General features: G+C 74.6%; 23 protein-coding genes. 7 read left to right on the top strand and 16 right to left on the bottom strand.

Going from position 1 to position 24,961, the window contains the following annotated elements; translation table 11 throughout:
• The first annotated feature begins 40 nt into the window (after window positions 1–40).
• Window positions 41–814 carry a hypothetical protein gene (locus H6H00_RS13610; protein WP_185721620.1) on the top strand — a complete coding sequence of 258 codons (774 nt, stop codon included), beginning with the start codon at window positions 41–43 and terminating at the stop codon, window positions 812–814.
• A 3-nt stretch (window positions 815–817) separates the two neighbouring features.
• On the opposite strand, the gene H6H00_RS13605 is transcribed toward H6H00_RS13610, so the two are convergent.
• On the bottom strand, window positions 818–1,276 hold the full coding sequence (locus H6H00_RS13605; protein WP_185721619.1) for a nuclear transport factor 2 family protein: 459 nt from the start codon (window positions 1,274–1,276) through the stop codon (window positions 818–820).
• 219 nt (window positions 1,277–1,495) lie between these two features.
• Here H6H00_RS13605 and H6H00_RS13600 point away from each other — a divergent pair, with 219 nt between their 5' ends.
• Together H6H00_RS13600 and H6H00_RS13595 are read left to right on the top strand one after the other, a co-directional pair.
• Complete coding sequence (locus H6H00_RS13600; RefSeq protein ID WP_379539761.1) at window positions 1,496–5,248, top strand: multifunctional oxoglutarate decarboxylase/oxoglutarate dehydrogenase thiamine pyrophosphate-binding subunit/dihydrolipoyllysine-residue succinyltransferase subunit; 3,753 nt, start codon at window positions 1,496–1,498, stop codon at window positions 5,246–5,248.
• 2 nt (window positions 5,249–5,250) lie between these two features.
• Window positions 5,251–5,427 carry a DUF6104 family protein gene (locus H6H00_RS13595; RefSeq protein ID WP_185721617.1) on the top strand — a complete coding sequence of 59 codons (177 nt, stop codon included), beginning with the start codon at window positions 5,251–5,253 and terminating at the stop codon, window positions 5,425–5,427.
• A 79-nt stretch (window positions 5,428–5,506) separates the two neighbouring features.
• Here the strand turns inward: H6H00_RS13595 and H6H00_RS13590 are convergent, their stop codons facing one another.
• From H6H00_RS13590 to H6H00_RS13580, 3 genes are read right to left on the bottom strand one after another with little or no spacing between them, the layout of a single operon-like run.
• The gene (locus tag H6H00_RS13590; RefSeq protein WP_185721616.1) at window positions 5,507–5,866 is read right to left on the bottom strand and encodes a hypothetical protein; all 360 of its coding nucleotides are present in this window, start codon (window positions 5,864–5,866) and stop codon (window positions 5,507–5,509) included.
• A complete protein-coding gene (locus H6H00_RS13585) occupies window positions 5,863–8,640 on the bottom strand; it encodes an FtsK/SpoIIIE domain-containing protein (protein ID WP_185721615.1) in 2,778 nt (925 codons plus the stop codon). The genes H6H00_RS13590 and H6H00_RS13585 overlap by 4 nt, the downstream gene beginning before the upstream one ends.
• Window positions 8,641–8,653: 13 nt before the next feature.
• Window positions 8,654–8,914, bottom strand: coding sequence for a hypothetical protein (locus H6H00_RS13580; RefSeq protein WP_185721614.1), 261 nt, complete (start codon window positions 8,912–8,914; stop codon window positions 8,654–8,656).
• A 156-nt stretch (window positions 8,915–9,070) separates the two neighbouring features.
• Here H6H00_RS13580 and H6H00_RS13575 point away from each other — a divergent pair, with 156 nt between their 5' ends.
• Window positions 9,071–10,372 carry an Nramp family divalent metal transporter gene (locus H6H00_RS13575; RefSeq protein ID WP_185721613.1) on the top strand — a complete coding sequence of 434 codons (1,302 nt, stop codon included), beginning with the start codon at window positions 9,071–9,073 and terminating at the stop codon, window positions 10,370–10,372.
• On the opposite strand, the gene H6H00_RS13570 is transcribed toward H6H00_RS13575, so the two are convergent.
• The 5 genes from H6H00_RS13570 to H6H00_RS13550 all read right to left on the bottom strand — a co-directional run bounded on the left by H6H00_RS13570 (window position 10,356) and on the right by H6H00_RS13550 (window position 13,936).
• Complete coding sequence (locus H6H00_RS13570) at window positions 10,356–10,739, bottom strand: PepSY domain-containing protein (protein WP_369408069.1); 384 nt, start codon at window positions 10,737–10,739, stop codon at window positions 10,356–10,358. The two genes, H6H00_RS13575 and H6H00_RS13570, sit on opposite strands and share 17 nt — an antisense overlap.
• 31 nt (window positions 10,740–10,770) lie before the next feature.
• Window positions 10,771–11,343 (bottom strand): hypothetical protein, encoded by a 573-nt coding sequence (locus H6H00_RS13565; RefSeq protein WP_185721612.1) that lies wholly within the window; start codon window positions 11,341–11,343, stop codon window positions 10,771–10,773.
• 2 nt (window positions 11,344–11,345) lie between these two features.
• On the bottom strand, window positions 11,346–11,939 hold the full coding sequence (locus H6H00_RS13560) for a DUF5134 domain-containing protein (protein WP_185721611.1): 594 nt from the start codon (window positions 11,937–11,939) through the stop codon (window positions 11,346–11,348).
• Window positions 11,940–12,032: 93 nt separating this feature from the next.
• Window positions 12,033–13,553 carry a multicopper oxidase family protein gene (locus H6H00_RS13555; RefSeq protein ID WP_185721610.1) on the bottom strand — a complete coding sequence of 507 codons (1,521 nt, stop codon included), beginning with the start codon at window positions 13,551–13,553 and terminating at the stop codon, window positions 12,033–12,035.
• Window positions 13,550–13,936, bottom strand: a complete 387-nt coding sequence (locus H6H00_RS13550; protein ID WP_185721609.1) for a hypothetical protein — start codon at window positions 13,934–13,936, stop codon at window positions 13,550–13,552. The genes H6H00_RS13555 and H6H00_RS13550 overlap by 4 nt, the downstream gene beginning before the upstream one ends.
• A gap of 87 nt (window positions 13,937–14,023) precedes the next feature.
• Here H6H00_RS13550 and H6H00_RS13545 point away from each other — a divergent pair, with 87 nt between their 5' ends.
• Genes H6H00_RS13545 through H6H00_RS13535 form a run of 3 tightly spaced genes read left to right on the top strand, consistent with a single transcriptional unit; the run spans window position 14,024 to window position 15,960 of the window.
• The gene (locus H6H00_RS13545; RefSeq protein ID WP_185721608.1) at window positions 14,024–14,359 is read left to right on the top strand and encodes a PadR family transcriptional regulator; all 336 of its coding nucleotides are present in this window, start codon (window positions 14,024–14,026) and stop codon (window positions 14,357–14,359) included.
• Window positions 14,356–14,997 carry an HAAS signaling domain-containing protein gene (locus H6H00_RS13540; protein WP_185721607.1) on the top strand — a complete coding sequence of 214 codons (642 nt, stop codon included), beginning with the start codon at window positions 14,356–14,358 and terminating at the stop codon, window positions 14,995–14,997. Before H6H00_RS13545 ends, H6H00_RS13540 begins: the two co-directional genes overlap by 4 nt.
• 36 nt (window positions 14,998–15,033) lie before the next feature.
• Window positions 15,034–15,960 carry an SDR family oxidoreductase gene (locus tag H6H00_RS13535; RefSeq protein WP_185721606.1) on the top strand — a complete coding sequence of 309 codons (927 nt, stop codon included), beginning with the start codon at window positions 15,034–15,036 and terminating at the stop codon, window positions 15,958–15,960.
• Window positions 15,961–16,043: 83 nt separating this feature from the next.
• On the opposite strand, the gene H6H00_RS13530 is transcribed toward H6H00_RS13535, so the two are convergent.
• The 7 genes from H6H00_RS13530 to H6H00_RS13500 all read right to left on the bottom strand — a co-directional run bounded on the left by H6H00_RS13530 (window position 16,044) and on the right by H6H00_RS13500 (window position 24,752).
• On the bottom strand, window positions 16,044–16,838 hold the full coding sequence (locus H6H00_RS13530; protein ID WP_185721605.1) for an MOSC domain-containing protein: 795 nt from the start codon (window positions 16,836–16,838) through the stop codon (window positions 16,044–16,046).
• Between the two features lie 77 nt (window positions 16,839–16,915).
• Complete coding sequence (locus tag H6H00_RS13525) at window positions 16,916–17,830, bottom strand: ABC transporter substrate-binding protein (RefSeq protein WP_255425735.1); 915 nt, start codon at window positions 17,828–17,830, stop codon at window positions 16,916–16,918.
• Between the two features lie 15 nt (window positions 17,831–17,845).
• A complete protein-coding gene (locus tag H6H00_RS13520) occupies window positions 17,846–18,637 on the bottom strand; it encodes an ABC transporter permease (RefSeq protein WP_255425734.1) in 792 nt (263 codons plus the stop codon).
• Window positions 18,610–19,263, bottom strand: coding sequence for an ABC transporter permease (locus H6H00_RS13515; RefSeq protein ID WP_255425733.1), 654 nt, complete (start codon window positions 19,261–19,263; stop codon window positions 18,610–18,612). The genes H6H00_RS13520 and H6H00_RS13515 overlap by 28 nt, the downstream gene beginning before the upstream one ends.
• 16 nt (window positions 19,264–19,279) lie before the next feature.
• On the bottom strand, window positions 19,280–20,377 hold the full coding sequence (locus tag H6H00_RS13510) for an ABC transporter ATP-binding protein (RefSeq protein ID WP_185721603.1): 1,098 nt from the start codon (window positions 20,375–20,377) through the stop codon (window positions 19,280–19,282).
• 103 nt (window positions 20,378–20,480) lie between these two features.
• Window positions 20,481–23,375, bottom strand: a complete 2,895-nt coding sequence (locus H6H00_RS13505; RefSeq protein ID WP_185721602.1) for a putative bifunctional diguanylate cyclase/phosphodiesterase — start codon at window positions 23,373–23,375, stop codon at window positions 20,481–20,483.
• A 192-nt stretch (window positions 23,376–23,567) separates the two neighbouring features.
• Window positions 23,568–24,752 (bottom strand): NAD(P)-dependent malic enzyme, encoded by a 1,185-nt coding sequence (locus tag H6H00_RS13500; RefSeq protein WP_185721601.1) that lies wholly within the window; start codon window positions 24,750–24,752, stop codon window positions 23,568–23,570.
• Between the last annotated feature and the right edge of the window lie 209 nt (window positions 24,753–24,961).

Below are 24,961 nucleotides of genomic sequence, written 5' to 3'. Positions count from 1 at the left end.
TGGTGTACCGGCCCTCGTCACCGACCCGCGGGAGCGTGCGTTGCTCGACCTCGTCATCGCCACGTCCGACGATCCGATGGAGCCGGACCAGTACCGGTTCGTCGCGACGGACGCGTGGTGGCTGGGCAGCTTCGGCCCGCACCAGCACCTCACCGAGCACCGCCTGCGCACCTGGATCCCGGCCCGGCCCGAGCGTGACTGGCTGCTCGACCGGTCCCTGACCGGCCGCCAGCGCTGGCTCACCGGTTCGCTGGACGAGGCGAAGGAGGACGGCTTCGAGCTGCACGACGTCGCGCCGACCGGGCTGTTCCGGGCCCCCTTCGGGGAGTTCCACCGCGAGCGCGAGGGCCGCTGCGTCGAGCCCACCGAGCGCCGCCGCGGCAGCTGGCAGGTCCCGACGCCGGAGTTCCTCGAGCGCCTGCCCCGCGACCCGGCCGCGCTGCTGGAGCGGCTGGAGTCCGACCACCCCGGCCGCTGGGCCGCCCCGTTCAGCGGGGCGGTCGACGCCCTGCGCACCTGCCTCGTGCCCGCCGAGCTGCGCGCCGCGCTCTACCGCGCGCTCACCGGCCTGCCCGGCGTCACCGTCGAGGACCACACGGCCGCCTTCGACGGCCGCGAGTGCGTCGTCCTCGTCCACGACGCCGGCCGCACCCGCACCGAGCTGATGATCGACATCGCCGACGGGCAGTTCGCCGGCGAGCGCGACACGACCCGCATCGACTCCCGGTGCGGCCTGCCCGCCGACACCCTGATCGGCGAGACGGCCGTGCACACCGCGGTGGTCGGCGAGCTGGGCGAGCACCCCGACCACTAGCGGCTACCGCAGCGGCTGCTCGGCTCCCCCGCGCTCGGCGTCGGGCCGGCGGCCGTGGATGCGGCGCTCCGACTCCTCGATCGGCACGTCGTTGATGCTGGCCTCGCGGCGGCGCATGTACCCCTGCTCGTCGAACTCCCACAGCTCGTTGCCGTAGGAGCGCCACCACTGCCCGTCGACGTCGCGGCACTCGTACTGGAACCGCACCGCGATCCGGTCGCCCGCGAAGGCCCAGAGGTCCTTGCGCAGCGCGTACTCGAGCTCGCGGTCCCACTTGCCGCGCAGGAACTCGGCGATCTCGGCGCGGCCGGTGACGAACCGGTCGCGGTTGCGCCACACCGAGTCCTCGCTATAGGCGGCGGCGACCTTCTCGGGGTCGCGGGTGTTCCAGGCGTCCTCGGCGGCCTGGACCTTCGCGGCGGCGGTCTCGGCGTCGAACGGGGGCAGCGGCGGTCGGGACATCGGTGACTCCTCGCATCGGACGGGTGCGGTCGATCATCGCAGTGGGTGACGTGTGACGGACGTCCGTCCGCCGCGATACACCGACTTCGCGACGGGGACTAACCTGACACGCAGTCCCGGCGAAGACGCGATCCGATCAAGGCGGTCCTCAGCGTGTCCAGCAGCAGTACCTCGAACCCGGCCAGCGACTTCGGTCCCAACGAATGGCTCGTCGAGGAGATGTACCAGCGCTTCCTCGACGACCCCGCCACGGTCGACCCGGCATGGCACGAGTTCTTCGCCGACTACCGTCCCGGGGACGGCACTCCCGCCAACACCAACGGGGCGGCCGCCGCGCCCCCGACGGCCCCCGGCCCGGCCCCCACGCCCGCCGCCGAGCCGGCGGAGCCCACCGAGGAGCGCCGCACCGCCGACCGCGCCGCGATGACGCCGACCGCCGCGAACGGCGCCGCGTCGAAGGCCGACCCCGCGGGGACCGGGTCCGACCCGGAGGAGAAGCCCGCCGCGAAGGCGCAGGAGAAGAAGGCGCCGGAGAAGAAGCCGGAGCCCGCCGCCAGCAAGCCGGCCGCCGGCTCGTCGTCGCAGGCCGCGAAGCCCGCCGCCCCGGTCGACAGCGGCGGCGAGACCATGCCGATCCGCGGCGCCGCCAACGCCGTCGTCAAGAACATGAACGCCTCGCTCGCCGTCCCCACGGCCACGAGCGTGCGCGCGGTGCCGGCGAAGCTGCTCGCCGACAACCGGGTCGTGATCAACAACCAGCTCAAGCGCACCCGCGGCGGCAAGATCAGCTTCACGCACCTGATCGGGTTCGCCGTGGTCAAGGCGCTGTCCGACTTCCCGGTGATGAACCGGCACTTCGTCGAGACCGACGGCAAGCCCACCGTGGTGCAGCCCGAGCACGTCAACCTCGGCCTCGCGATCGACCTGCCCGGCAAGGGCGGCCAGCGCTCGCTCGTCGTCGTCTCGATCAAGGGCTGCGAGGCGATGAACTTCGCCCAGTTCTGGTCGGCCTACGAGGCGATCGTGCACAAGGCCCGCAGCGGCGGCCTGACCGGCGAGGACTTCGCCGGCACCACGATCTCGCTGACCAACCCGGGCACGCTCGGCACCAACCACTCGGTGCCGCGGCTCATGCAGGGCCAGGGCACGATCGTCGGCGTCGGGGCGATGGAGTACCCGGCGGAGTTCCAGGGCGCCAGCGACGAGCGACTCGCCCAGATCGGCATCAGCAAGATCATCACGCTGACGTCGACGTACGACCACCGGATCATCCAGGGCGCCGAGTCCGGCGACTTCCTGCGCCGCATCCACGCGCTGCTCCTCGGTGAGGAGGGCTTCTACGACGACATCTTCCGCGCGCTGCGGGTGCCCTACGAGCCCGTCCGCTGGGTGCAGGACCTGCCCGACGACGCCGTCGACAAGACCGCGCGGGTCATCGAGCTGATCGACGCCTACCGCACCCGCGGTCACCTGATGGCCGACACCGACCCGCTGAACTACCGGCAGCGCCGCCACCCCGACCTCGACGTCCTGAGCCACGGCCTCACGCTCTGGGACCTCGACCGCGAGTTCGCCGTCGGCGGCTTCGGCGGCAAGGAGCGGATGAAGCTCCGCGACGTCCTGGGCCTGCTGCGCGACTCCTACTGCCGCACCGTCGGCACCGAGTACATGCACATCGCCGACCCCGAGCAGCGCACCTGGCTGCAGGAGCGGATCGAGGTGCCGCACCAGAAGCCGCACGCCGCCGAGCAGAAGTACATCCTGTCCAAGCTCAACGCGGCCGAGGCGTTCGAGACGTTCCTGCAGACCAAGTACGTCGGGCAGAAGCGGTTCTCCCTCGAGGGCGGCGAGACCGTCATCCCGCTGCTCGACGCCGTGCTCGACAAGGCCGCCGAGCACGAGCTCGACGAGGTCGTCGTCGGCATGCCGCACCGCGGCCGCCTCAACGTGCTCGCCAACATCGTCGGCAAGCCGATCAGCCAGATCTTCCGCGAGTTCGAGGGCAACCTCGACCCGGGCCAGGCCCACGGCTCCGGCGACGTGAAGTACCACCTGGGCGCCGAGGGCAAGTACTTCCGGATGTTCGGCGACGGCGAGACCGTGGTGTCGCTGGCGTCCAACCCCTCGCACCTCGAGGCCGTCGACCCCGTCCTGGAGGGCCTGGTCCGCGCGAAGCAGGACCTGCTCGACAAGGGCGAGGGCGGCTTCACCGTCCTGCCGCTGATGATGCACGGCGACGCGGCGTTCGCCGGCCAGGGCGTCGTCGCGGAGACGCTCAACCTCGCGAAGCTGCGCGGCTACCGCACCGGCGGCACCGTGCACGTCGTCGTCAACAACCAGGTCGGCTTCACCACCGCCCCGGAGCACTCGCGGTCCTCGCAGTACTGCACCGACGTCGCGAAGATGATCGACGCCCCGGTCTTCCACGTGAACGGCGACGACCCCGAGGCCTGCGTCTGGGTGGCCAAGCTGGCCGTGGAGTACCGCGAGCGCTGGCACAACGACGTCGTGATCGACATGATCTGCTACCGCCGCCGCGGCCACAACGAGGGCGACGACCCGTCGATGACGCAGCCCGCGATGTACGACGTGATCGACGCCAAGCGCAGCGTCCGCAAGATCTACACCGAGTCGCTGATCGGCCGCGGCGACATCTCCATGGAGGAGGCCGAGCACGCGCTCAAGGACTTCTCCAACCAGCTCGACCACGTGTTCAACGAGGTCCGCGAGCTGGAGAAGACCCCGGCCGTCGCGTCGCCTTCGGTGGAGGACGAGCAGTCCATCCCCACCGACCTCGACACCTCGATCCCGCTGGAGGTGCTGCACCGCATCGGCGACGCGCACGTCGAGCTGCCCGAGGGCTTCACCGTGCACCAGCGCGTCAAGCCGGTGCTGGAGAAGCGGCTCAAGATGTCCCGCGAGGGCGACATCGACTGGGCCTTCGCCGAGCTCATCGCGATGGGCGCGCTGGTGATGGACGGCAAGCTGGTGCGCCTGTCCGGGCAGGACAGCCGCCGGGGCACGTTCGTCCAGCGGCACTCGGTCGTGATCGACCGCAAGACCGGCGAGGAGTACTACCCGCTGCGCAACCTGAGCACCGACCAGGAGCGCTTCCTGCCCTACGACTCGGCTCTCTCGGAGTTCGCCGCCGTCGGGTTCGAGTACGGCTACTCGGTGGCCAACCCCAGCGCGTTCGTGGCGTGGGAGGCGCAGTTCGGCGACTTCGTCAACGGCGCGCAATCGATCATCGACGAGTTCATCTCCTCCGGCGAGGCGAAGTGGGGCCAGACCTCCGACGTCGCGCTGCTGCTGCCGCACGGCCTCGAGGGCCAGGGCCCCGACCACTCCTCGGGCCGCATCGAGCGGTTCCTCACGCTGTGCGCGGAGGGGTCGATGACGGTCGCCGTGCCGTCGGAGCCCGCCAACTACTTCCACCTGCTGCGCCGCCACGCGATGGACGGGATGCAGCGCCCGCTGATCTGCTTCACGCCCAAGTCGATGCTGCGCAACCGCGCGGTGGTCAGCCCGGTCTCCGACTTCACCGGTGGCCGGTTCCGCTCGGTCATCGACGACCCCCGCTACCGCGGCAACGACGGCGTGGCCGGCGACGTGCGGCGCGTCCTGCTGTGCAGCGGCAAGATCTACTGGGAGCTGGCGGCGCAGCGCGAGAAGCGCGGCGTCGACGGTGTGGCGATCGTCCGCATCGAGCAGCTCTACCCGGTGGCCGACCGCCAGCTCGCGGCCGTGCTGGAGCGCTACCCCAACGCCGAGGACGTCCGCTGGGTCCAGGAGGAGCCGGCCAACCAGGGCGCGTGGCCGTTCCTCGGGCTGGTCCTGCCGGAGAAGCTGCCCCGGCTGGTCGGCATCCGGCGCGTGTCGCGGCGCCGGATGGCCGCGCCCGCCGCGGGGTCGTCGAAGGTGCACGAGGTCGAGCAGAGCGCGCTCATCGACGAGGCCTACGAGGGCCTGTAGCCGTGTACTCCACCGACCGCGGCATCGAGGAGCTCGTGCAGCGCCGGGAGGGCGAGTCGGTCAGCATCGAGTGGCTGGCCGACCGCCTCCAGGCGTTCGTCGACCTCAACCCGGCCTTCGAGGACGCCGTCGAGCGCCTGTCCACGTTCCTCGCCCGCGACGACGACGCCGACGACTGACGCGCCCCACCCCGCGGCCGACCGGGGTCGCGGGATCGGCGACCGGCGGGCGGGGACCCGGTGGCTCGCCGGGGGCGGGTCAGCGGCCCGGCAGGCCGAAGCGGCGGCGGCGCGTGACCTCCTGCAGCACGTCCGCGCACCGGGCCACCTCGGCGTCGAGCTCGTCGAGGCGGGCCGGGTCGACACCGGGGGTCGGGGCGGGGGGCGGGCGCAGCGTCAGCCAGGACTCCTGCCACAGCCGCTCCAGCGCGGTCTCCCAGTGCAGCGCCACGACCGCGCGGGTCAGTCCGGCGCGGCCCGCGGCCTCGGTCATCGCGTCGTGCTGCGTGACCCGCAGGTACCCCAGGGCGGTGGCCCGCTCGGCGTCCTGCTCGCGCAGCTCGGCCGCGGCGGCGCTGAGGCCCTCGACGACGGCCTTGTACTCCCGCGCGGCGCTCACGGGTCCTCCAGCGACGGCACGATGACGACCTCCGGACGGGAGTGCTGGGCGCGGTCGTAGAACAGCCCGCGGCCCGGGCGGGGCGACCAGCTCAGCAGCATCCCCGGCGCCAGCTGCCCGAGCTCGCTGCCCTGGACGTCGAGCCCGACCCAGGCCCCCACGTCGTCGGTCGCCGCACTGATCGAGAGCAGGGCGCGCAGGCGGGCGACGCTGCGCCACCAGCCCAGCACGTGCACGCCGGTCTCCGGGCCCGAGCGCAGGACGCGGCGCAGGGCGTCGGTGCCCTCGCGCTCCAGCACCGGGTCGGCGGCGTCGGCGCCGTAGAGCACGAGCAGCACCGGGCGCCGCGGGCCGCCGGCGAGCCGCGCCACGACGTCGGCGGCCAGCGCCTCGATCCGGGCGCGCACGCCGTCGAGGTGCACGACCTCGGCGGTGTGCCCCGCGGCGGCGAAGCGGGCGACCAGGTCGGTCGCCGGGGCCAGCAGCGGGACCACCACGACGTCGACGGATCCGGGCGCGAACTGACCCGCCAGCGACCCCGCGGCCGCCCCGAGCACCCGCACGGCGTCCTCGGCGTCGGCGCCGAGCACGGCGACGTTGCGACCCGGGGTGTCGGCGAGCGCCGCGGTGGCCGGCCGGCCGCGCACGTCGATGCACTGCCCGAGCAGCGCCTGCGGCGGACCGCCCGGTGCGAGCAGCCCGATCAGGTCGGCGACGGCGGGGGCGCGGCTGCCGTCGAACAGCACCGGCTCCGACCGGCCCTCGTGGTGGCTCTCGTGCAGCTCCCGCTGCACGACGTCGGTGGTGCCGCGGGCGGTGGCGTCCGGGATGCGCACCACCTCGTTGCCGTGGCGCACCCCCGAGTCGTGGTTGACGACGGCGTGCCAGCGCGGGAGGTCCATCGCGGCCTCGTTGAGCTCGCCGAGCACCCGCCGGGCCCGGGGCAGCGCGATGCGCAGCACGAACTGCTCGAACACCGCGGGCCGGCCCCAGAACGCCTCGATCCCGGAGACGTCCTGGCTGGCCAGCACGAGGTGGATGCCCTGGCTGCGGCCGCGCCGGGCCACGTCCTCGAGCAGCGCCGTGGCCTTCTTGGTGACGTCGTCGCGCTCGGCGAACAGCAGCTGGAACTCGTCGATGACGGCGACGATCCGGGGCCACCGCCCGTCCGGGTCGGCGCCGCGCAGCTCCTCCAGCTTGGTGACCTCGTGGTCCTTCGCGGCCTCCGACCGGCGGCGCATCTCGTCGGCGAGGAACTGCAGCAGCGCGAGCCCGAACTCGCGGTCGGTGTTGATGTTGACGCCGACCAGCCGGGCGTGCGGCAGCCAGGTGGTGTCCCGGCGCCCGCGCGTGAACTGCGCGAAGGACACGCCCTCCTTGAAGTCGAGGAGGTAGAACTCCAGCTCGTCGGGGCCGTACCGGGCCGCCATCGAGCTGATCATCGTCAGCAGCAGGTTGGTCTTGCCGGTGCCGCTGGGGCCGCCGATGAGGGCGTGCGGCGACTCGTCGGCGAGGACGGCGTCGTGCGGCATCCCGTCGGCGAACCCGATCGGCGCCCGCAGCCCGGTGATCGACCTCTCCCGGCCCCAGCGCCCCGGGGCGGGCAGCAGGTCGGCGAACGCGCGGGCGTGGCCGTGCTCGTGCGCGTCGGCGAGGACGTCGGCGGCGCGCTTGACCGCCCCGCGGGGCAGCGGCGGGTCCAGGTCCACGACGACGTGCTCCCCCGTCATCGACGTCGTCGCGGCACCGCCGTCGTGCAGCCGCACCGTCTCGTGCGGGGCCTGGATCGTGACCGGCACGTCGACCAGCACCAGCGTGACGCCGGACGCGAGCCCGCCGCGGGAGATGCGCTGCACCTGCCAGTGGTCCTCGTCGGCGAGCGGGCGCCCGTTCCCGACGAGGACGGTGACGATCCACGGCTTGACCCGCGTGCCGGTCGCCGCGACGTGGGAGGCCAGCGTCGGGTGGCCGTCGATGAGCAGCCGGGTGTGCACGCGCCGGATCCGGTCGGAGAGCTCCTCGAGCAGGTGGGAGAGCCGTCCCGGGTCGTGCACGGTGAGCAGCCCGCTGCGGGTGAGCGGGTAGAGCCCGGGCACGACGCCGGTGAACTGGCCGACGTCCCACACGTGCAGCCGCACCAGCCCGGGGGTGAAGTGGCTGACCAGCCGCATCAGCAGCGACTCGACGAGCGACTCGGCGTGCGCGCGCCCGTCGCCGGAGGAGGTGATCTGCAGGTGCGACTCGTCGAGCAGCGGCACCCCGACCGGCCAGGTGACGGGCCGGCGCAGCGACTTCCCGGGCGCCCGGGAGGCGGAGCCGATCCGTCCCGTGCCGATCCGCCCCGTGCCGATCCGCCCCGTGCCGATCCGCCACAGGCCCGGCACCTCGTCGATGCCGTCGGCCTTGCCGACCTCGCCCAGCCAGCGGTCCGGGTCGAGCCCGGCGGCGAGCGGGGCGGCGCGGTCCATCAGCTCGGTCAGCGCCGCGGGTCCGGTCCGCAGCCAGGGGTCGAACGCGGCGGCGCGGTCGGCCTCGACGCGCGCGACGACGTCGGCGAGCTGCGGGTTGGCCAGCGGGACGGCGAGCGCCGGGTCCTCGCGGGCGTCGTCGAGGCCGTCGGTGCGCAGCCAGGTCTCGACGACCGTCTCCGCGTGCGCGCGCACGGCGGCGTCCTGCAGCCCGTCGGCCGCGCCGAGGGCGGCGGCCATCGCGCCGTGGAGCTCCTCGAAGGCCTCGGTGATCCGCTGCCTGCGGCCGGCCCGCCCACCCACCATGAAGAAAGGGACCTCAGATGCTGGTCGCGTAGCCCTGCGCGGTCTGCGTCGCGGCGGTGACGGTGTGCTGGACCTCCACGATGTCGGACATCGCCTTCGACAGCATCGCGATCGCGTCGTGCGCGGTGTCCTGCGCGCTGGCCTCGGCCGTCTGCACCGTCGCCGCGCGGGCGTCGGCCAGCACGTCGTGGGCCTGCTGCAGGTGCCCGAGGCTCTGCAGCGCGATCTCGGCGGCGCGGGCCATGCTGGCCCGGACCTCGTCGACGCTCGCCATGACGATCCCCTCCCGTACCCGGAACTCCGCGCGGACCTTAGCGTCCAGTGCACCGCACGCCGGGCCGCCCCGCCACCCCGGTCGCCAGCAGTGGTCCCGGTCACGCCCCGCCGGTACCGTCCCGCGGATCGGACGATCCGGACGGGGGCCACGGGGATGACGACAGCGGAGCCGGGTGGGTACGTCACCACCGCACCACCGACCGGCATCGGGGCGCGGGTGCGCCAGATCGGGCCGGGCCTGCTCGCGGCGGCGGCGGGCGTCGGGGCCGGGGACCTGGTCGCCACGATGGTCGCCGGGTCGCGCTACGGCACCGCGCTGCTGTGGGCCGCCGTGCTCGGCACCGCGCTCAAGCTCGCGCTCGCCGAGGGCGTCGGCCGCTGGCACCTCGCGTCGGGGGCGACCCTGCTCGACGGCTGGCGCCGCCTGGGCCGCTGGGCCACCACGTTCTTCGCCGTCTACATCGTGATCTGGGGCTTCGTCTACGGCGCCACCGCGATGTCGGCCGTCGGGCTCCCGCTCAACGCCCTGTTCGGCGGCCTGCCGGTGCGCTACTGGGCGATGATCGCGGGCGTCGTCGGGCTCGGGCTGGTGTGGGCGCAGCGCTACGCGGTCTTCGAGAAGTTCATCACCGTGCTGGTGCTGATCAAGTTCGTGTCCGTCGTCTCGGTGGCGGCGCTGATCGGCCCCGACCTCGGCGCGCTCGCCACGGGGCTCGTCCCGACGCTGCCCGACGGCTCCGTCGTCTACGTGCTCGGGCTCATCGGCGGGGTCGGCGGCACGATCACGATGGCGGCCTACGGCTACTGGATGATCGCCAAGGGCTGGCGCGGCACCGGATGGCTGTCGGTGATGCGCCTGGACAACGCGGTCGGGTACGTCATGACCGGCATCTTCGTGATCGCGATGCTGATCATCGGCGCGGAGATCCTGCTCGGCCAGGACCTCGCCTCCGGCGACACCGGCCTGCTGACGCTGGGCTCCGAGCTCGGCGCGCGCTACGGCGACTGGGCGCGCGTGCTGTTCCTCGTCGGCTTCCTCGCCGTCACCACCACCTCGCTGCTCGGCGTCTGGAACGGCGTGAGCCTGCTGTTCGCCGACACCGTCCGCACGCTGCGCCTGCCGCACGGGCGCGGCGCCGACGTCGCCGTGCCCGACGACGCCTACGAGGCGGGTGCCGCGGAGCGGAGCCTGCCGTTCCGCGGCTACCTGCTGTGGCTGACGATCCCGCCGATGGGGCTGCTGTTCTTCGACCAGCCCTTCGCCCTGACCCTCGTCTACGGCGTGCTCGGGGCGGCGTTCATGCCGTTCCTCGGCGGCACGCTGCTGATCCTGCTCAACTCCAGGCGGTTCGTCACCGAGGGGCGCAGCGGCTGGCTCTCCAACGTCCTGGTCGGCGCAGCCGCCGCGCTCTTCGTGGTCCTGCTGGTGATCGACCTGATCACCCGGTTCGGCTGACCGACCCGCGGGCGGCCCGCCGCCTCAGCAGGGCGTCGACCAGCAGGAACGCCACCAGGCTGACGCCGAACACCGGCATCAGCCAGCCCGCGTCGACCGTCATCAGCACCACGGCGAACCCGGCCGGCCGGCTGAGCCCGCGGAACACGCCCCTCGGCGCGAACGCGCGGGCCGGACGGCGCAGCCACGCCATGCGGTACCCCCAGAACAGCACGCACAGCAGGCCCACCGCGAGCGCGGCCAGCGCGAGCTGGTTGGGCGGGCCCCAGAGCAGGCCCATGTGGGCGAGGATCCCGATCGAGGTGAGCTTCGCGAGGGTGCGGTGGACGTCGACGGTTCGACGGTGGCGGTCATGAGGGGACTCCAGGCAGGTGTCGACCGCGCCTGCGGAGCGGGGCTCACGGCAGCGCGGCGGGGAGGACGGGTGTGTGCCCGGGAGCAGGTGCGTGCTGCCGGGAGGGGGCGGTCAGGCCGCGAGCGGCGGGCCGCGGCGCGCGACGGCGTGGCGCAGCAGCAGGACCGGCCGGACGGGCACCTCGGAGGTGGGCCGCGGCGGGGCGGGCGCGGGCGGCACGCGCAGCCCGGCGACGGCGAGCAGGACGGTCCGCACCACGGCGCGGACCGCGGCCCGGGCCCGGCGCTCCCCAGCGCAGCCACAGCGCGCAGAGCGCCGCGGCGGCGAGGTGGGCGTGCAGCATCAGGTCCATCGGCAGCAGCCCGCCGACGTGGGACGGGTCGGGGCCGGTCAGCGCGGTGTGCGCGACCTGCTGCCCCGCGAGCTGGGCGACGGCGAGCACGGTCCAGCCGCGCTCGCGGCCGGCCAGCCACCAGGAGGGACCGGCCAGCGCGGCGAACACCCACCCGGCCCCCGCGAGGTCGACGGAGCCCCCGGCGCCCCCGTGCGCGAGCACCGCGACGACGACGGCGAGGGCCGCGGCGGCGCCGGAGCGCAGCACCCGGCCGCGGGCCACCGTCAGACCATCCCCAGCAGCATCACGGCCGTCGCCGCGGCCATGACGACGTGGGCGCGCGCGACCGCGCGGACGTCGCGGAGCACCTCGGTGCGCACGGCGACGGACCCCCCGGCGGGCTCGCGGCCGCCGTCGGCGGCCCGGAGCCGGTCCGCGCAGCGCAGGACGTGCCACGCGAAGTACCCGGCGAGCACCAGCGCGAGGACCGAGGACAGGCCGAACCCGGCGTCCGGTCCACCCCCGTGCCCGACGTGGCCGGCGTGCGCGGCCCCGGTGCCGGCGACGCCCCCGCCGTGCGCGCCGAGCAGCATGAACAGCATCGCGCCGCTGCCGATGACGTGGTGCACGGCGTCGTCGCGGCGGCGGCCGGCCGGGCTGCGCAGGGCGTCGGCGGCGAACCAGGCCCCGCAGAGGGTGAACACCGCGGCCCAGACGGGGGCGGGCACCGGGTCGCCGAACGGCGAGAACATCGCGGCCATCCCGACGCCCATCGCGGCGTGCGAGGCCTCGGAGGCGGGGTCGAGCCGCAGGCGCAGGGAGTGGAAGGCACCGACCGCGAGACAGGCGACGGCGAGTACCCCCGCCAGCGTCGTCATCAGCACGTCGACCCTCCCGTCGTCACCCCGTCGAACGATCCGGCCGAACGATAGGTGACAGCGGCACCGCGGATCCACACCGCGGAGGAACCGCTACACAGTGTGGACGGTCGCCATCATCGCCATGTCCTCGTGCTCGAGGTTGTGGCAGTGCAGGACGTACCGGCCGCGGTAGTCGGAGAAGCGCACGGCGACGTCGACGACCTCGCCCGGCCGGACGTCGACGGTGTCCTTCCAGCCGCCGTCGAACGGGCCCGGTCCGGACCCGCCACGGCGCACGACCTGGAACGGGTCGAGGTGGACGTGCACAGGATGGTGGACGTCGGTGACGAACCGCCACACCTCCGTCGCACCGAGCGGGGTCCGGTACCGGGCGTCGTCCGGGTCGAACGCGGCCCCGTTGATCGTCCAGCCGCGGTGGTCGCCGAGCGCTCCGCGGGCGAAGGTGAATGTCCGGACCGGGGCGTCGGCGGGAACGGTCGGCGGCTCGACCTCGGAGAGCACGTCGGGCACCGCCGAGTCGTCGCGCGCGGCGCGGACCACCCGGAACCGCAGCACGTCGCGCGTGCGGCCCTCGCCCAGCGCGTTCGTCATCGTGACGTCGGTGCCGACCGGCACCGCCCCGAAGTCGACCACCACGTCGAACCGCTCGCCGGGGGCCAGCTCGATCGCGTCCTGCTCGACGGGGGCGGCCAGCAGCCCGCCGTCGGAGCCGACCTGCACGATCCGCACGCCGCCGTCGAGCTGCAGGCGGTAGCGGCGGGCGTTGGAGGCGTTGAGGATCCGCAGCCGGTGGCGCGCGGCGTCGACCTCGTGCACCGGCCACGGCGCCCCGTTGACCAGCACGACGTCGCCGAGCACCCCCGCCGTCCACGCGTCCTCGACCCCGGGGAGCCCCCGCATCCCGCGGTCGAGCCCCGGGTAGGCGAACGACCCGTCGGCGGCGAAGGAGCGGTCGCAGATCATCAGGGGCAGCTCGCGGTCGCCGCGCGGGAGCGGCAGGGCGTCCTCGACGTCGTCGCGCACGAGGTGGAAGCCGGCCAGGCCGCGGTAGACGGCCGGAGCGGTGAAGTCCATGCGGTGGTCGTGGTACCAGAGCGTCGCCGCGCGCTGGGCCATCGGGTAGCGGTGGTCGCGCTCCCCCGCCACGACGTCGCCGGGCATCCCGTGGTGCCCGGTCCAGTCCGACGTGTCCCCGACGGGCAGCACGAGGTCCAGCGGCCAGCCGTCGTGCTCGGGCGGGGTGTGCCCGCCGTGCAAATGCACGACGGTCGGCACGGGCAGCTCGTTCCGGTGGCGCACCACGACCTCGCGCCCGGAGCGGGTCTCGACCGTCGGGCCGGGGAAGATCCCGTCGTAGCCGAGCACCGGGGTGCGGTAGCCCGGGATGATCTCCTGCTCGGCGACCCGGGCGGTGATCAGGTAGCGGTCCGGCGCGACCGGGCGGGCCACGGGCGGGACCGGCAGCGGCACCCGGTAGGGCTCGGGCAGCGGCACCGCGCTGACGAGCTGGCGTCCGGTCGAGCCGGTGGCCGGGCCGCACCCGGCGAGCGCGACGCCCGCGGCGGCGCCGCCGAGCAGGGCGAGGAAGCCGCGGCGGTTCAGCGGCCTCATCGGACGCGCCCCGCCGACGGGGTCCACACCCAGATCGCCAGCAGCACCGAGGCCACGACGACGGTCACGCCGAGCGGCACGTGCAGGGCGAGGTTCCGCGTGTAGCCGGCCCCGATCTGGACGCCCTCGGCGAGGAGCAGCACGACCGCCGCCGGCGCCACCCACACGCGTCCGCGGCCGGCGAGGACGTAGACCGACGCCGCCACGACCAGCACCAGGCCGGCGGCGGCGAGCGAGCTCCCGACCGCGCCGTGCACCGCGATCGCGTCGACGTCGCCGGTGAGGAACCGCCCGGCGAGGACGGGTTGGGCCAGCACCGCGACGAGGTGCCCGGTCACCAGCAGGCGCAGCGGCCACAGCGTCAGCCGCATCGATGTCTCCACACACCGGACGCTATAAGTAGTCTGGCTACATATACATCAGGGTTTTCCCTGATCAGAACCCCGGTGGGCACCGTAGAATCCCTACCTGTGAGACCTGACGCCGTGCGCGGCCACCTCGACGGGCTGATCCTCGCCGTGCTGGAGGCGGGACCCCGCCACGGCTACGCGGTGATCGAGGGGCTGCAGGCCGGCAGCGGCGGGGCCCTGGACCTCCCGACCGGCACCGTCTACCCGGCGCTGCGCCGGCTGGAGCGAGCCGGGTGGCTGTCCGGGGCGTGGAGCACCGTCGGCGGGCGCGAGCGGCGCACCTACACGCTCACCCGGGCCGGGCGGCACGCGCTGTCGGTCCAGCGCACCGAGTGGGGCGAGTTCAGCCGGGTCGTCGGGGGGATCCTGCGCGGGCCCGAGGAGCAGGCGACGTGACCGACGCCGACCCCGTCGACCTGCACGTCGCCGCGCTCGCCCGGGCGCTGCGCGGACCGGCCCGGCTGCGCCGCAGCATGCTGGCCGAGACCCGCGCGGGCCTGCGCGACGCGGCCGCCGCCCACCGGGACGCGGCCGCCGCGGTGGCCGAGTTCGGGTCCGTCGCCGAGATCGCCCCGGCCTACCAGGCCGAGCTGACCGCGGCGCAGGGCCGGCGCACCGCGCTCCTGCTCGCGGTGCTGTTCCCCGCGCTGGTCCTGGGCTGGGACCTGCTGTGGTCCTCCGGCGTCGCCTGGACCGGGCCCGCGCCGGCCGTCGTCCGGCTGCTGGCCGGGGTGCAGGACGCCGCGAGCTGGGGCGTCACGGCGCTGGCCGTGGTCCTGCTGGTCCTGACGCTGCGCCGCCGGGCCGACGAACGGCGCCTCGCCCTGGCCGCGGGCGGGCTCGGGGCGCTCGGCGCGGTGCTGTGCGGGGGCACGGCGGTGGCGATGAACCTCGCGAACCTCCGCCGGACCACCGAGATGCTCGCCGCCGACCCGCTCGCCGGGCTCGCGGTCGTCCTCAGCGCGCTGGCCCTCGTCCTCGTGCTGGTCTCGACGGCGCGGGCGCTGCGCCTGGCGGTCCGGCCCGATCACTGACCGGTCCTGTCAGGGAGGCGCGGCACCGTGGACGGCATGGGACTCCCGGACGCGACGGTGGCACTGGTGGCGGGCGCGACGCGCGGGGCGGGGCGGGGGATCGCCGTGGAGCTCGGGGCGGCCGGGGCCACCGTCTACTGCACCGGCCGCAGCACCCGCGGCCGTCCGTCCGGGTACGGCAGGCCGGGGGCGCCCCGCCCGGAGACGATCGAGGACACCGCCGACCTGGTCACGGCCGCGGGAGGGGTCGGGATCGCGGTGCCCACCGACCACCTCGACCCGGACGCCGTGGCCCGGCTGGTCGCCCGGATCGACGCCGACCGGGGGCGGCTCGACATCGTCGTCAACGACGTCTTCGGCGGCGACTTCCTGACGGAGTGGGACACCCCGGTGTGGGAGCACGACCTCACCGACGGCCTGGCGCTGCTGCGGCTGGCGATCGACACCCACCTGATCACCGCCCACCACGCCTTCCCGCTGCTGGTCCGCCGGCCCGGCGGGCTGGTCGTCGAGGTCACCGACGGCACCGCCGCCTACAACGACCGGCACTACCGGCTGAACGCGTTCTACGACCTCGCGAAGACCGCCCCGATCCGGCTGGCCCGCAGCTGGGCGCACGAGCTCGGCCCGCACGGCGCCACCGCGGTGGCCGTGACGCCGGGCTGGCTGCGGTCGGAGGTGATGCTCGACGAGTACGGGGTGACGGAGGAGGACTGGCGCCTCGCCTGCGTCCGCGAGCCGCACTTCGCGATCTCGGAGTCCCCGCGGTTCGTCGGGCGCGGCATCGCCGCACTCGCCGCCGACCCGGCCCGGGCCCGCTGGCAGGGCGCGAGCACGTCGTCGGGCGAGCTGGCGCGCGAGTACGGCCTCACCGACGTCGACGGCTCCCGCCCGGACGCCTGGCGCTACGTGGTGGAGGTGCAGGACGCGGGGCTGCCCGCCGACACCACCGGCTACCGCTGACGGCCGGTGACCGCTGCGCACCGCACGGCGGCCCCCGTGCGCGGAAAAGCGGGTCCCGGCGACCCTTTCCGCGCACGAGGGTGTCAGCGCAGTTCGACCGCGTCCCCCGTGCGGACGGTGCCGCCGTCGAGCACCTCGGCGTAGGCGCCCGCGCACGGCAGCACGCCGAACCCGGTGACCTCCACCCGGTTCTCCGCCATCGGCCCGCGCACCGCGTGCGGGGCCCGGGGCAGGTCGCCGTGCTCCAGCGTCGGGACCGAGCAGCGCGGGGTGGGCAGGGTGACGCGCAGCCGCACGCCGCCGACCGTCAGCTCCCGGCCCAGCCAGTCGTTCTCGACGAAGGGCGCGGTGCCCGGCGGCGTGGCCACCACCACGTTGGGGCGGTAGCGCAGGGCCTCCACACCGAGGTGCTCCAGCGTCGCGGTGGTGATCAGGTGCAGCGGCGAGTGGTCGACGAAGGTCCCGCCGGGGGTGCCCTGCGCGATCTCCAGCGTCGGGGCCTCGACCTCGGCCTCCACCCCCTGGGCCAGCACGTCCTCCGGGTCGGGCCGCTCGACCTCGGCGCCCGCGGGCCGGTCGGCGGCCAGCCGCACGGGGCGGCCGAGGAACTCCGACAGCGGCCCGTCGGCGTCGGCCGCCGCGACGGTCCGGCCGTCGGGCAGGGTGATCGTCACCGCGGACCCGTCGCGGGCCGCGGAGCACCGCAGCAGCGAGCGCCACAGCCGCGGGTGCTTGGCCGTGGCCACCCGCCCGGTCTCGGCGTCGACCAGGGCGAGGGCGCGGTCGCCGTCGACCCCGCCCGGGCCGAGCTCCACGTCGTCGACGACGACACCCAGCATCGACTTCACCGGGTACCGCCGCAGCTCCAGGACCTTCATCGCCACCTCGTTCGGGATCGGGGAACGCGGACGGCCGCCCCGGAGGGCGGGGCCGTCGACGTACGGGTCGGGTCGGGTCAGGCGAGGCCGACCTTCTGCAGCCAGGCGGTGGCGATCTGGGCGTCGGTCTGGGTCTGCTCACCGATGGTGACGTTGAGCGCGAGCAGCTCGTCGAGGCTCAGGGCCGCGGAGACGCCGTTGAGGGCCTCCTCCACCTGCGGGGTGACCTTCGAGGCGTTGATCAGCGGCACGATGTTCTGCGCCGGGAAGTTGTTCTTCGGGTCCTCGAGGGTCACGAAGTCGTTGCCGGGGATGGCCGGGTCGGTGGTGAACAGGTCGGCGCCCTGGATGGTGCCGTCGGCCAGCGCGGCCACGGTGAGCGGGCCGCCCGTGTCGAGCGGGGTGAAGCCCTTGAACTCGCAGCCGTAGTTGTTGCGCATGCCCTCGATGCCGTACGAGCGCTCCTGGAACTGCGTGGGCCCGCCGAACTGGATGGTCGGGCACAGCGGCACGACGTCCTCGATCGAGGTGAGGTTGTTGGCCTCGGCGAAGGCGCGGGTCACGGTGAACGCGTCCTTGTTCTCCGCGGCGGCCTGGTCGAGCAGGGTCAGCTCGGGCGGCAGGGCCGACTGCAGCGCGGCGTAGACCTCCTCGGGGGACGACTCGGTGGCGTCCGGCACGACGTAGCGCAGCAGGTTGCCGTTGTAGTCGGGCACCACGTCGATCGAGCCGTCGAGCAGGGCCGGGTAGTAGGTCTCGCGCGAGCCGATGGCGAAGCGCCGCTCGACCGTGACGCCCTTGGCCTCCAGCGCCTGCGCGTAGATCTCGCCCAGCAGCTGGTTCTCCGGGAACTGCTCGGATCCGACGCGGATGACGTCGGCGGGCGCCGCGGCCTCACCGCCGCCCGCGAGGGGGTCGCTGCTGCCGCCACCTCCACCGCCACAGGCGGAGAGGAGCACCAATCCGGCGAGTCCGGCTGCGATCCGGGTCATGTGCTTCATCGGGGGTCAGCTCCTAGCGGGTTCCGGGACGGGGGTGGAACGGGTCTGCGGTTCCTCGACGGGCTCCGACGGCGGCGCGGCGGCGCGCCGCCCCGTCGACGCCGTGGTGCGCAGGCCGGGCGAGACGACCAGGCGCTGGACGCCGGCCAGCACGGCCTCCGCGAGGAGGGCGAGCGCCGCGATGAGCAGCGCGCCCGCGGCCATCTGCGTGTAGTCGCGCACGCCGAGACCGTCGATGAGGTAGCGGCCGAGCCCGCCGACGCCGACCAGCGCCGCCACCGCCGCGGTCGCGATGACCTGCAGCGTCGCGGTGCGCAGGCCGCCGATGATCAGCGGCAGCGCGTTGGGGAGCTCGACCTTGGTGAGGATCTCGCGCTCGGTCATCCCCATGCCGCGGGCGGCGTCGACGGTGGCGCGGTCGACGTTGCGCACCCCGGCGTAGGTGCCGCCGAGCAGCGGCGGGATGGCCAGCACGACCAGCGCGATCGTGACGGGGGTGAGGCTGACGCCGCCGACGAACGTGACGAGCAGCAGCACGACACCGATCTCGGGCAGCGAGCGCAGCCCGTTGGCCACGCCGACGACGGCGAACCCGCCGCGACCGGTGTGCCCGACGAGCGCGCCGATCGGCACGGCGATCAGCGCCGCGATGATCAGCGCGACTCCGCTGTAGCGGATGTGTTCGACGATCCGCGTCGGCACGCCGGTGGACCCGGTGAGGTTCGACGGGTCGCCGAACCAGGCGATGACGTCCGCGATCAGCGCGCCCATCAGCGCGACCCCCCTGCGCCGACCCACGGGGTGGCCAGCTTGCCGATCAGCACGAGCAGCGAGTCGAAGACCAGTGCGATCACGAAGATCAGCAGCGTGCCCACGATGATCGAGGTCTGCGAGTTGCGCAGGAACCCGTCGGTGAGGAAGTAGCCCAGGCCGCCGATGCCGATCAGCGCGCCGACCGCGACGAGGCTGATGTTGGTGACGGTGGCGACCCGCAGCCCCGAGATCAGGACGGGCAGCGACAGCGGCAGCTCCACCTGCGCGAACCGGCGCGCGGGCTTGTAGCCCATCGCGGTGGCCGCGGCCACGACCATCCCCGGGACGGCCGCCAGTGCGTCGGCGACGGACCGCACCAGCAGCGCGACCGTGTAGACCGACAGCGCCACGACGACGTTGAGCGGGTCGAGGATCTGGGTGCCGAGGACGCCGGGCAGCACGATGAACAGCACCAGCGACGGGATCGTGTACAGCAGCCCCGCCGCGGGGACCAGCACGGCGCGCGCGGCGCGGTACCGGTTGGCCATCCAGCCCACCGGCACCGCGACGACCAGCCCGATCAGCACCGGGACCAGCGCCAGAACCAGGTGCTGGACGATCGCCGGGCCGAGCCGGTCGGCGTTGGCCGGGATCCAGTTCCAGTCGATCACGAGACGATCCGCCTGATCACGCCGCGTCCTCGTGCTTGCGCGCGGTGGCCAGCGCGGTGAGCACGTCGTCGGCCGTGACGGACCCGACGACGGCGCCCGAGCCGTCGACGGCCACCCCGAACCCGGACGGCGACGACAGCGCGGAGTCCAGCGCGCCGCGCAGCGAGTCGGCCTGGGTGTCGTAGAGCGACCCGCCGGCGACGAGCTCGTCGGTGGAGGCGGACCCGTTGACCTGCACCCAGCCCAGCGGGCGCCGCGCCTCGTCGACGACGAGGGTCCAGCCGTCGCGGGCGGCGTCGCGGACCTGGTCGGGGGTCGCGCCGGCCGGGACCGTCTGCAGCTCGCCGACCGGGAGCCCCTCGGCGGGCAGGAAGCCCAGGCCGCGGTAGCCGCGGTCGCGCCCCACGAACCCGTCGACGAAGTCGTCGGCGGGGCGCGCGAGGAGGTGCCCCGGCTCGTCGTACTGGGCGAGGATGCCGCCGGTGCGGAACACCGCGACCTTGTCGCCGAGCTTCACGGCCTCGTCGATGTCGTGGGTGACGAACACGATGGTCTTGCCCAGCTCGCTCTGCAGGCGCAGCAGCTCGTCCTGCAGGTTCTCCCGGACGACCGGGTCGACGGCGCTGAACGGCTCGTCCATCAGCAGGATCGGCGGGTCGGCCGCGAGCGCGCGGGCCACGCCGACGCGCTGCTGCTGCCCGCCGGAGAGCTGGTTGGGGTAGCGCTTGGCCATCTCCGGGGCGAGCCCGACGATCTCCATCAGCTCACCGGCCCTGGTCCGGGCCTTCGCCTTGCTCCAGCCCAGCAGCATCGGCACCGTGGCGATGTTGTCGAGGATGGTGCGGTGCGGGAACAGCCCGGCCTGCTGGATGACGTAGCCGATCCCCCGCCGCAGCTCCGCGGCGTCGCCGGCCATGATGTCGGCGCCGTCGATCTCGATCGTGCCACCTGTCGGCTCGACCATGCGATTGATCATCCGCAGCGACGTGGTCTTGCCGCATCCGGACGGCCCCACGAACACGGTGATGCCGCCGTCGGAGACCGTGAGGTCGAGGGCGTCCACCGCCACCGTGCCGTCGGGAAACCGCTTGGTCACGCCCCGGAACTCGATCATCCGAGGGACCCCCTCTTCTTGGACGACCCCTTGCCGGTCGCCGCAACCGCCAGAGGCTAACCCGATCAGTGGAGGGCCGCGACCGTTGTGACCTGACGGAGACTCAGCCGGCGAGCGCCGCCGCGGCCGCCGGCGTCGCCAGCCGACCACCCGCGAAGACCTCGCGCAGGCGGTCGGTCCGCAGCGGCCGGGAGAACAGCCACCCCTGGTAGGCGTCGACGCCGATGCCGCGCAGCACGTGGAACTGCTCCGCGGTCTCGACGCCCTCGGCCACCGTCGTGCGGCCCATCGCCCGGGCCATGTCGACCACGGCGCGCGCCACCGCGAACGCCGCGGGGTCGTCGTCCACCCCGGTGACGAACGCGCGGTCGACCTTCACCGTCTGCGCCGGGAGGTCCTTGAGGCGGGCCAGCGAGGAGTAGCCGGTGCCGAAGTCGTCGACGGCGAACCGCACGCCCCGGTCGACGAGCTCGGCCATCGCGGCGAGCGCGTGCGGCGGCAGCGCCACCAGGCTGGTCTCCACCAGCTCCAGCACCAGGTGGTCCCAGTCCAGGCCGGACTCGCCCACGATCGCGTCGACGACGGTGAGGAAGTCGACGTCGCCGGGCAGCAGGCCGGCCAGGTTGACCGCGACCGACGGGCGGCGCCCGCGGTGCTCGGGCCAGGTCGCGGCCTCGGCGCAGGCGGTGCGCAGCACCCACAGGTCCAACTCGCGCAGCAGGCCGCTGCGCTGGGCGACCGGCAGGAAGTCCCCGGGCGGGATCATCCCGCGCTCGGGGTGGTGCCAGCGCACGAGCGCCTCGGCCGAGATGATCGTGCCGTCCGGACCGACAACGGGCTGGTACTCGAGCACCAGCCCGGTGCCGGTGATCGCCGCACGCAGCTCCGCCTCCAGGGCGAGTGCCTGGGTGGCGGAGCTGACGACGCCGTCGGTGGCCATGCCGATCCCTCCGCGGCACTGCCGCCGCTTGGCGTCCTGCATCGCGACCTCGGCGAACCGCAGGAGGTCCGCCGCCCGGACGTCGCCGAGCGGGACCGGCGTGGCCAGCCCCACCGACGCGGTCATCTGCACCGGCTGGCCGTGCACCGTGAGCGTGGTGCGCAGCAGGTCGGCGACGAGGCGCGCGAGCTGGTCGGGCCCGCCCACCTCGGCGTGGTCGGCGCAGATGACGACGAACTCGTCACCCGACAGGCGCGCGGCCGTGCAGCCGACGGGCAGCTCGCGCTGCAGCCGTCCGGCCAGGGAGACCAGCAGGTCGTCGCCGACCTCGTGGCCCAGCGAGGAGTTGACGCGGGCGAAGTCGTCGAGGTCGCCGCAGACCACCGCGACCCGGTCGCGCCCGGACCCGGCCAGCAGCGCGTCGACCATCGCCAGGCAGGCGGCCCGGTTGGGCAGGCGGGTCAGCTCGTCGACGGTGCCCGCGCTGCGCAGCAGCTCCGCGGCCCGGCGGCGCTCGCCGATGTCGGTGCAGGCGACCAGCCAGAACCAGCTGCCGTCGTCGGCGCTGGTCACCGTGGCGCTGACCTCGCACCAGACGGTCGTGCCGTCCGCGCGCAGCAGCGGGGCCGCGTCGACGCGGTAGCCGTGGCGCGCGCCGGGGGCGACGGGGTGCAGCCAGGCCGGCAGCGCGGCGCGGTCGGGGCCGAGCAGGTCGAACGGGCCCTCCGCGGTGAGGTCGGCGGCCGAGGTGCCGCGCAGCGCGTCCAGCGGCCGGTCCAGCAGCGCGCACATGTTCGCGTTGGCGTCGGTGACCACGCCGTTCGGGTCGATCATCGCGACCCCCGACGGCACCATCTCCATGAGGTCGGCGAAGCGCCGCCCGGCGTGCCGCACCCGGTCCTGGGCCCGGCGCTGCTCGGACAGGTCGCGCACCACGCCGACCAGGCGCACCGGCGTGCCGTCGGCGGCGGTCTCGATCTCGGCGCGGCAGCTCAGCAGCCGCTCACCGGGCAGGCGCAGCTCGGCGTGGTGGTCGGCGGTGGTCCCGCCGAGGCCGTGCTCGCGGATCGCGCCGCACAGCAGGGCGACCTGCTCGCCCTCCACCGCGCCGTCGGGGCCCTCCGGCTCGACCCCGGCCGACCGGTAGAGCTCCAGCAGCGACTCGCTGCGGCGCAGGGTGCGGGTGCCCAGCTCGTAGCTCCAGGTGCCGACGCCCGCGAGCCGCTCCAGCTCGGCGACCCAGCGGCGGTCGATGCGCTCCTGCTCGCCGTCGCTGCCGTCGGGCAGCTCGACGAGCACGACGGCCCGCAGCTCCCGGCCGGGCAGCTCCCAGCGCACGACCCGCACCCGCACCCGCTCCCCGTCCGGGCGGACCAGCCGCGCGTCGGTGTCGGGTCCGGTGACGAGCTGCGGCAGCCGCATCCCGAACAGGCCGGCCTCGGCGTCGGCCGCGCTGGTCGCGCCGGTCCCGCCGGCCCGTCCCGCCAGGGCGAGCAGCGGCGGGTTGACGCGCACGATCCGGTCGTCGCGGTCGCAGACCAGTGCGGGCGCCGCGGGCAGCGAGACGATCTCCGGGCCCCCGACGACCCCGCCGCCGGGCAGCGGGCCGCCGAGGTCCGATGCGCCCCGGCCGGCCCCGAAGACCGCCGTGCGCAGGGCCGGCAGCGCCGGGGACCCCTCGGGGTCGGTGCGCTCGTCGGGGTCCAGGTCGTGCAGGTCGGACATCCGCTGGCCGCCCTCCCCCAGCGCCGAGATCGCCTCGGCGGCGCGCCGCCCCACCGGCGCCTCGGGCTCGACGAGGCGGTGCGCGGCGATGCGCACGCCGGACTCCGGGGTGGCCAGCGCCGGCTCGGGGGCCGGCGTCTCGGCGACGGCCCGGCCGACCGCGCGGGCGAACAGCGCCCGGTCGACCGGCGTCCCGCCCCCGAGGACGGCCTGCCGGGCGCGGCGCAGCTCGGCCCGCGCGACGGCGTCGCCGGAGCCCCCGTCCGTGACGGTCGGCTCACCCGGTCCGGGCGTCGACCGGCCGGTGTTCCGCCGGTCTCCGAGCTCGTCCACGGGCACTCCCACCGTCACGCAATGTTGGTCACTCGTCACAACGACGCAACGGCCCACCCGATCCGGGGCAGTTTCCCGAACGGCCTACACCGCCCCGAGTGAGTGAACGCCCAGGTCAGCACGCTGAGTGACATTCGCCGGAGTCCGATCACGAACTCGCAGGCCGGGGGCCCAACTGGAGGTCACTCCGAGTCAGCTCGGCCCGTTCCCCGCCCCGGACGCCGCCGCGACGGCCTGCGACACGGCGGGCGCGACACGCGGGTCGAAGGGGCTCGGCACGATCCGGTCGGGCGCCAGGTCGTCGAGCGCGACCGCCGCGATGGCGTCCGCGGCGGCCAGCTTCATCGCCTCGGTGATCCGCCGCGCCCCCGCGTCGAGCGCCCCGCGGAACACCCCGGGGAACGCGAGCACGTTGTTGATCTGGTTCGGGAAGTCGCTGCGCCCGGTGGCCACGATGGAGGCGTAGCGGGCCGCGACGTCGGGGTGCACCTCGGGGTCGGGGTTGGACAGCGCGAACACGAACGGCTCCGGGGCCATGAGGCCGAGCAGCTCCTCCGGCAGCGTCGCGCTGGACAGGCCCACGAACACGTCGGCCCCCCGCAGCGCCTCGGCGGTGGCCCCGGACAGGCGTCGGGGGTTCGTCACCTCGGCGAGCGCGGCCTTCTCCCCGGTCACACCGGCCCGGCCCGGCGCCACGATGCCGCGCGAGTCGAGCACCGTGACGTCGGACGCGCCGGCGGCGAGCAGGATCCGCGCGCACGCGACCCCCGCCGCCCCGGCCCCGGAGATGACGATCCGCAGCTCGCGCAGGTCGCGGGACCGCACCGTGCACGCCCCGCGCAGCGCAGCGAGCAGCACGATCGCGGTGCCGTGCTGGTCGTCGTGCATGACGGGGCAGTCCAGCGCCTCGATCAGCCGGCGCTCCAGCTCGAAGCAGCGGGGCGCGGAGACGTCCTCCAGGTTGACCGCCCCGAAGCTCGGGCGCAGGCGGACCAGGGTCTCCACGATCTCGTCGACGTCGGTGGTGTCGAGCACGAGCGGGATGGAGTCGAGCCCGCCGAACGCCTTGAACAGCGCCGACTTGCCCTCCATCACCGGCAGCGACGCCCGCGGCCCGATGTCGCCCAGCCCCAGCACGGCGGTGCCGTCGCTGACGACCGCCACCAGGCGGCTCGTCCAGGTGTAGCGGGCGACGAGCGCGGGGTCGGCGGCGATCGCGCGGCTGACGTCGGCGACCCCCGGCGTGTAGGCGATGGCCAGGTCGCGGGCGTCGGCCAGCGGCGTCGTCAGGCCGGTGGAGAGCTTGCCGCCCAGGTGGGCGGCGAGGACGTCCTCACGGGTGGGGGCGGGGACGGACGTGGACACGGGGGAACTCATGGAGGTGCGCTGCTTCCGGTTGCGGGGCGTTCGATCGCCGTGCACCGGAGGGCGGGTGACTGCCCTGTCGCGGTGCCGGACGGCCTCCCGCGGATCACGCGCCGCCGGGATGGAGCGGCGCGGACCGACGGGGTTCGGCTGTCGGGTACGTCGGGGATCCTAACCCGTGGGACGCGGTCCGGGCGCGTCGTCTGCGTCACCCCCTCCAC

Origin of the sequence: Pseudonocardia petroleophila, assembly GCF_014235185.1 — a bacterium.
GTDB lineage: Bacteria > Actinomycetota > Actinomycetes > Mycobacteriales > Pseudonocardiaceae > Pseudonocardia > Pseudonocardia petroleophila.
Note: the sequence above shows the minus strand (reverse complement) of the source record. Positions and strands in the feature narration are given on the sequence as shown.

Excerpts from the sequence above, each read along its gene's own strand:
- H6H00_RS13580 (WP_185721614.1), bottom strand. The coding sequence starts at position 8,914 with ATGGCGAGCGTCGACGAGGTCCGGGCCAGCATGGCCCGCGCCGCCGAG.
- H6H00_RS13575 (WP_185721613.1), top strand. The coding sequence starts at position 9,071 with ATGACGACAGCGGAGCCGGGTGGGTACGTCACCACCGCACCACCGACC.
- H6H00_RS13530 (WP_185721605.1), bottom strand. The coding sequence starts at position 16,838 with ATGAAGGTCCTGGAGCTGCGGCGGTACCCGGTGAAGTCGATGCTGGGT.
- H6H00_RS13500 (WP_185721601.1), bottom strand. The coding sequence starts at position 24,752 with ATGAGTTCCCCCGTGTCCACGTCCGTCCCCGCCCCCACCCGTGAGGAC.
- H6H00_RS13510 (WP_185721603.1), bottom strand. The coding sequence starts at position 20,377 with ATGATCGAGTTCCGGGGCGTGACCAAGCGGTTTCCCGACGGCACGGTG.
- H6H00_RS13535 (WP_185721606.1), top strand. The coding sequence starts at position 15,034 with ATGGGACTCCCGGACGCGACGGTGGCACTGGTGGCGGGCGCGACGCGC.
- H6H00_RS13560 (WP_185721611.1), bottom strand. The coding sequence starts at position 11,939 with ATGACGACGCTGGCGGGGGTACTCGCCGTCGCCTGTCTCGCGGTCGGT.
- H6H00_RS13525 (WP_255425735.1), bottom strand. The coding sequence starts at position 17,830 with ATGACCCGGATCGCAGCCGGACTCGCCGGATTGGTGCTCCTCTCCGCC.
- H6H00_RS13555 (WP_185721610.1), bottom strand. The coding sequence starts at position 13,553 with ATGAGGCCGCTGAACCGCCGCGGCTTCCTCGCCCTGCTCGGCGGCGCC.
- H6H00_RS13600 (WP_379539761.1), top strand. The coding sequence starts at position 1,496 with ATGTACCAGCGCTTCCTCGACGACCCCGCCACGGTCGACCCGGCATGG.
- H6H00_RS13605 (WP_185721619.1), bottom strand. The coding sequence starts at position 1,276 with ATGTCCCGACCGCCGCTGCCCCCGTTCGACGCCGAGACCGCCGCCGCG.
- H6H00_RS13585 (WP_185721615.1), bottom strand. The coding sequence starts at position 8,640 with ATGGTGGGTGGGCGGGCCGGCCGCAGGCAGCGGATCACCGAGGCCTTC.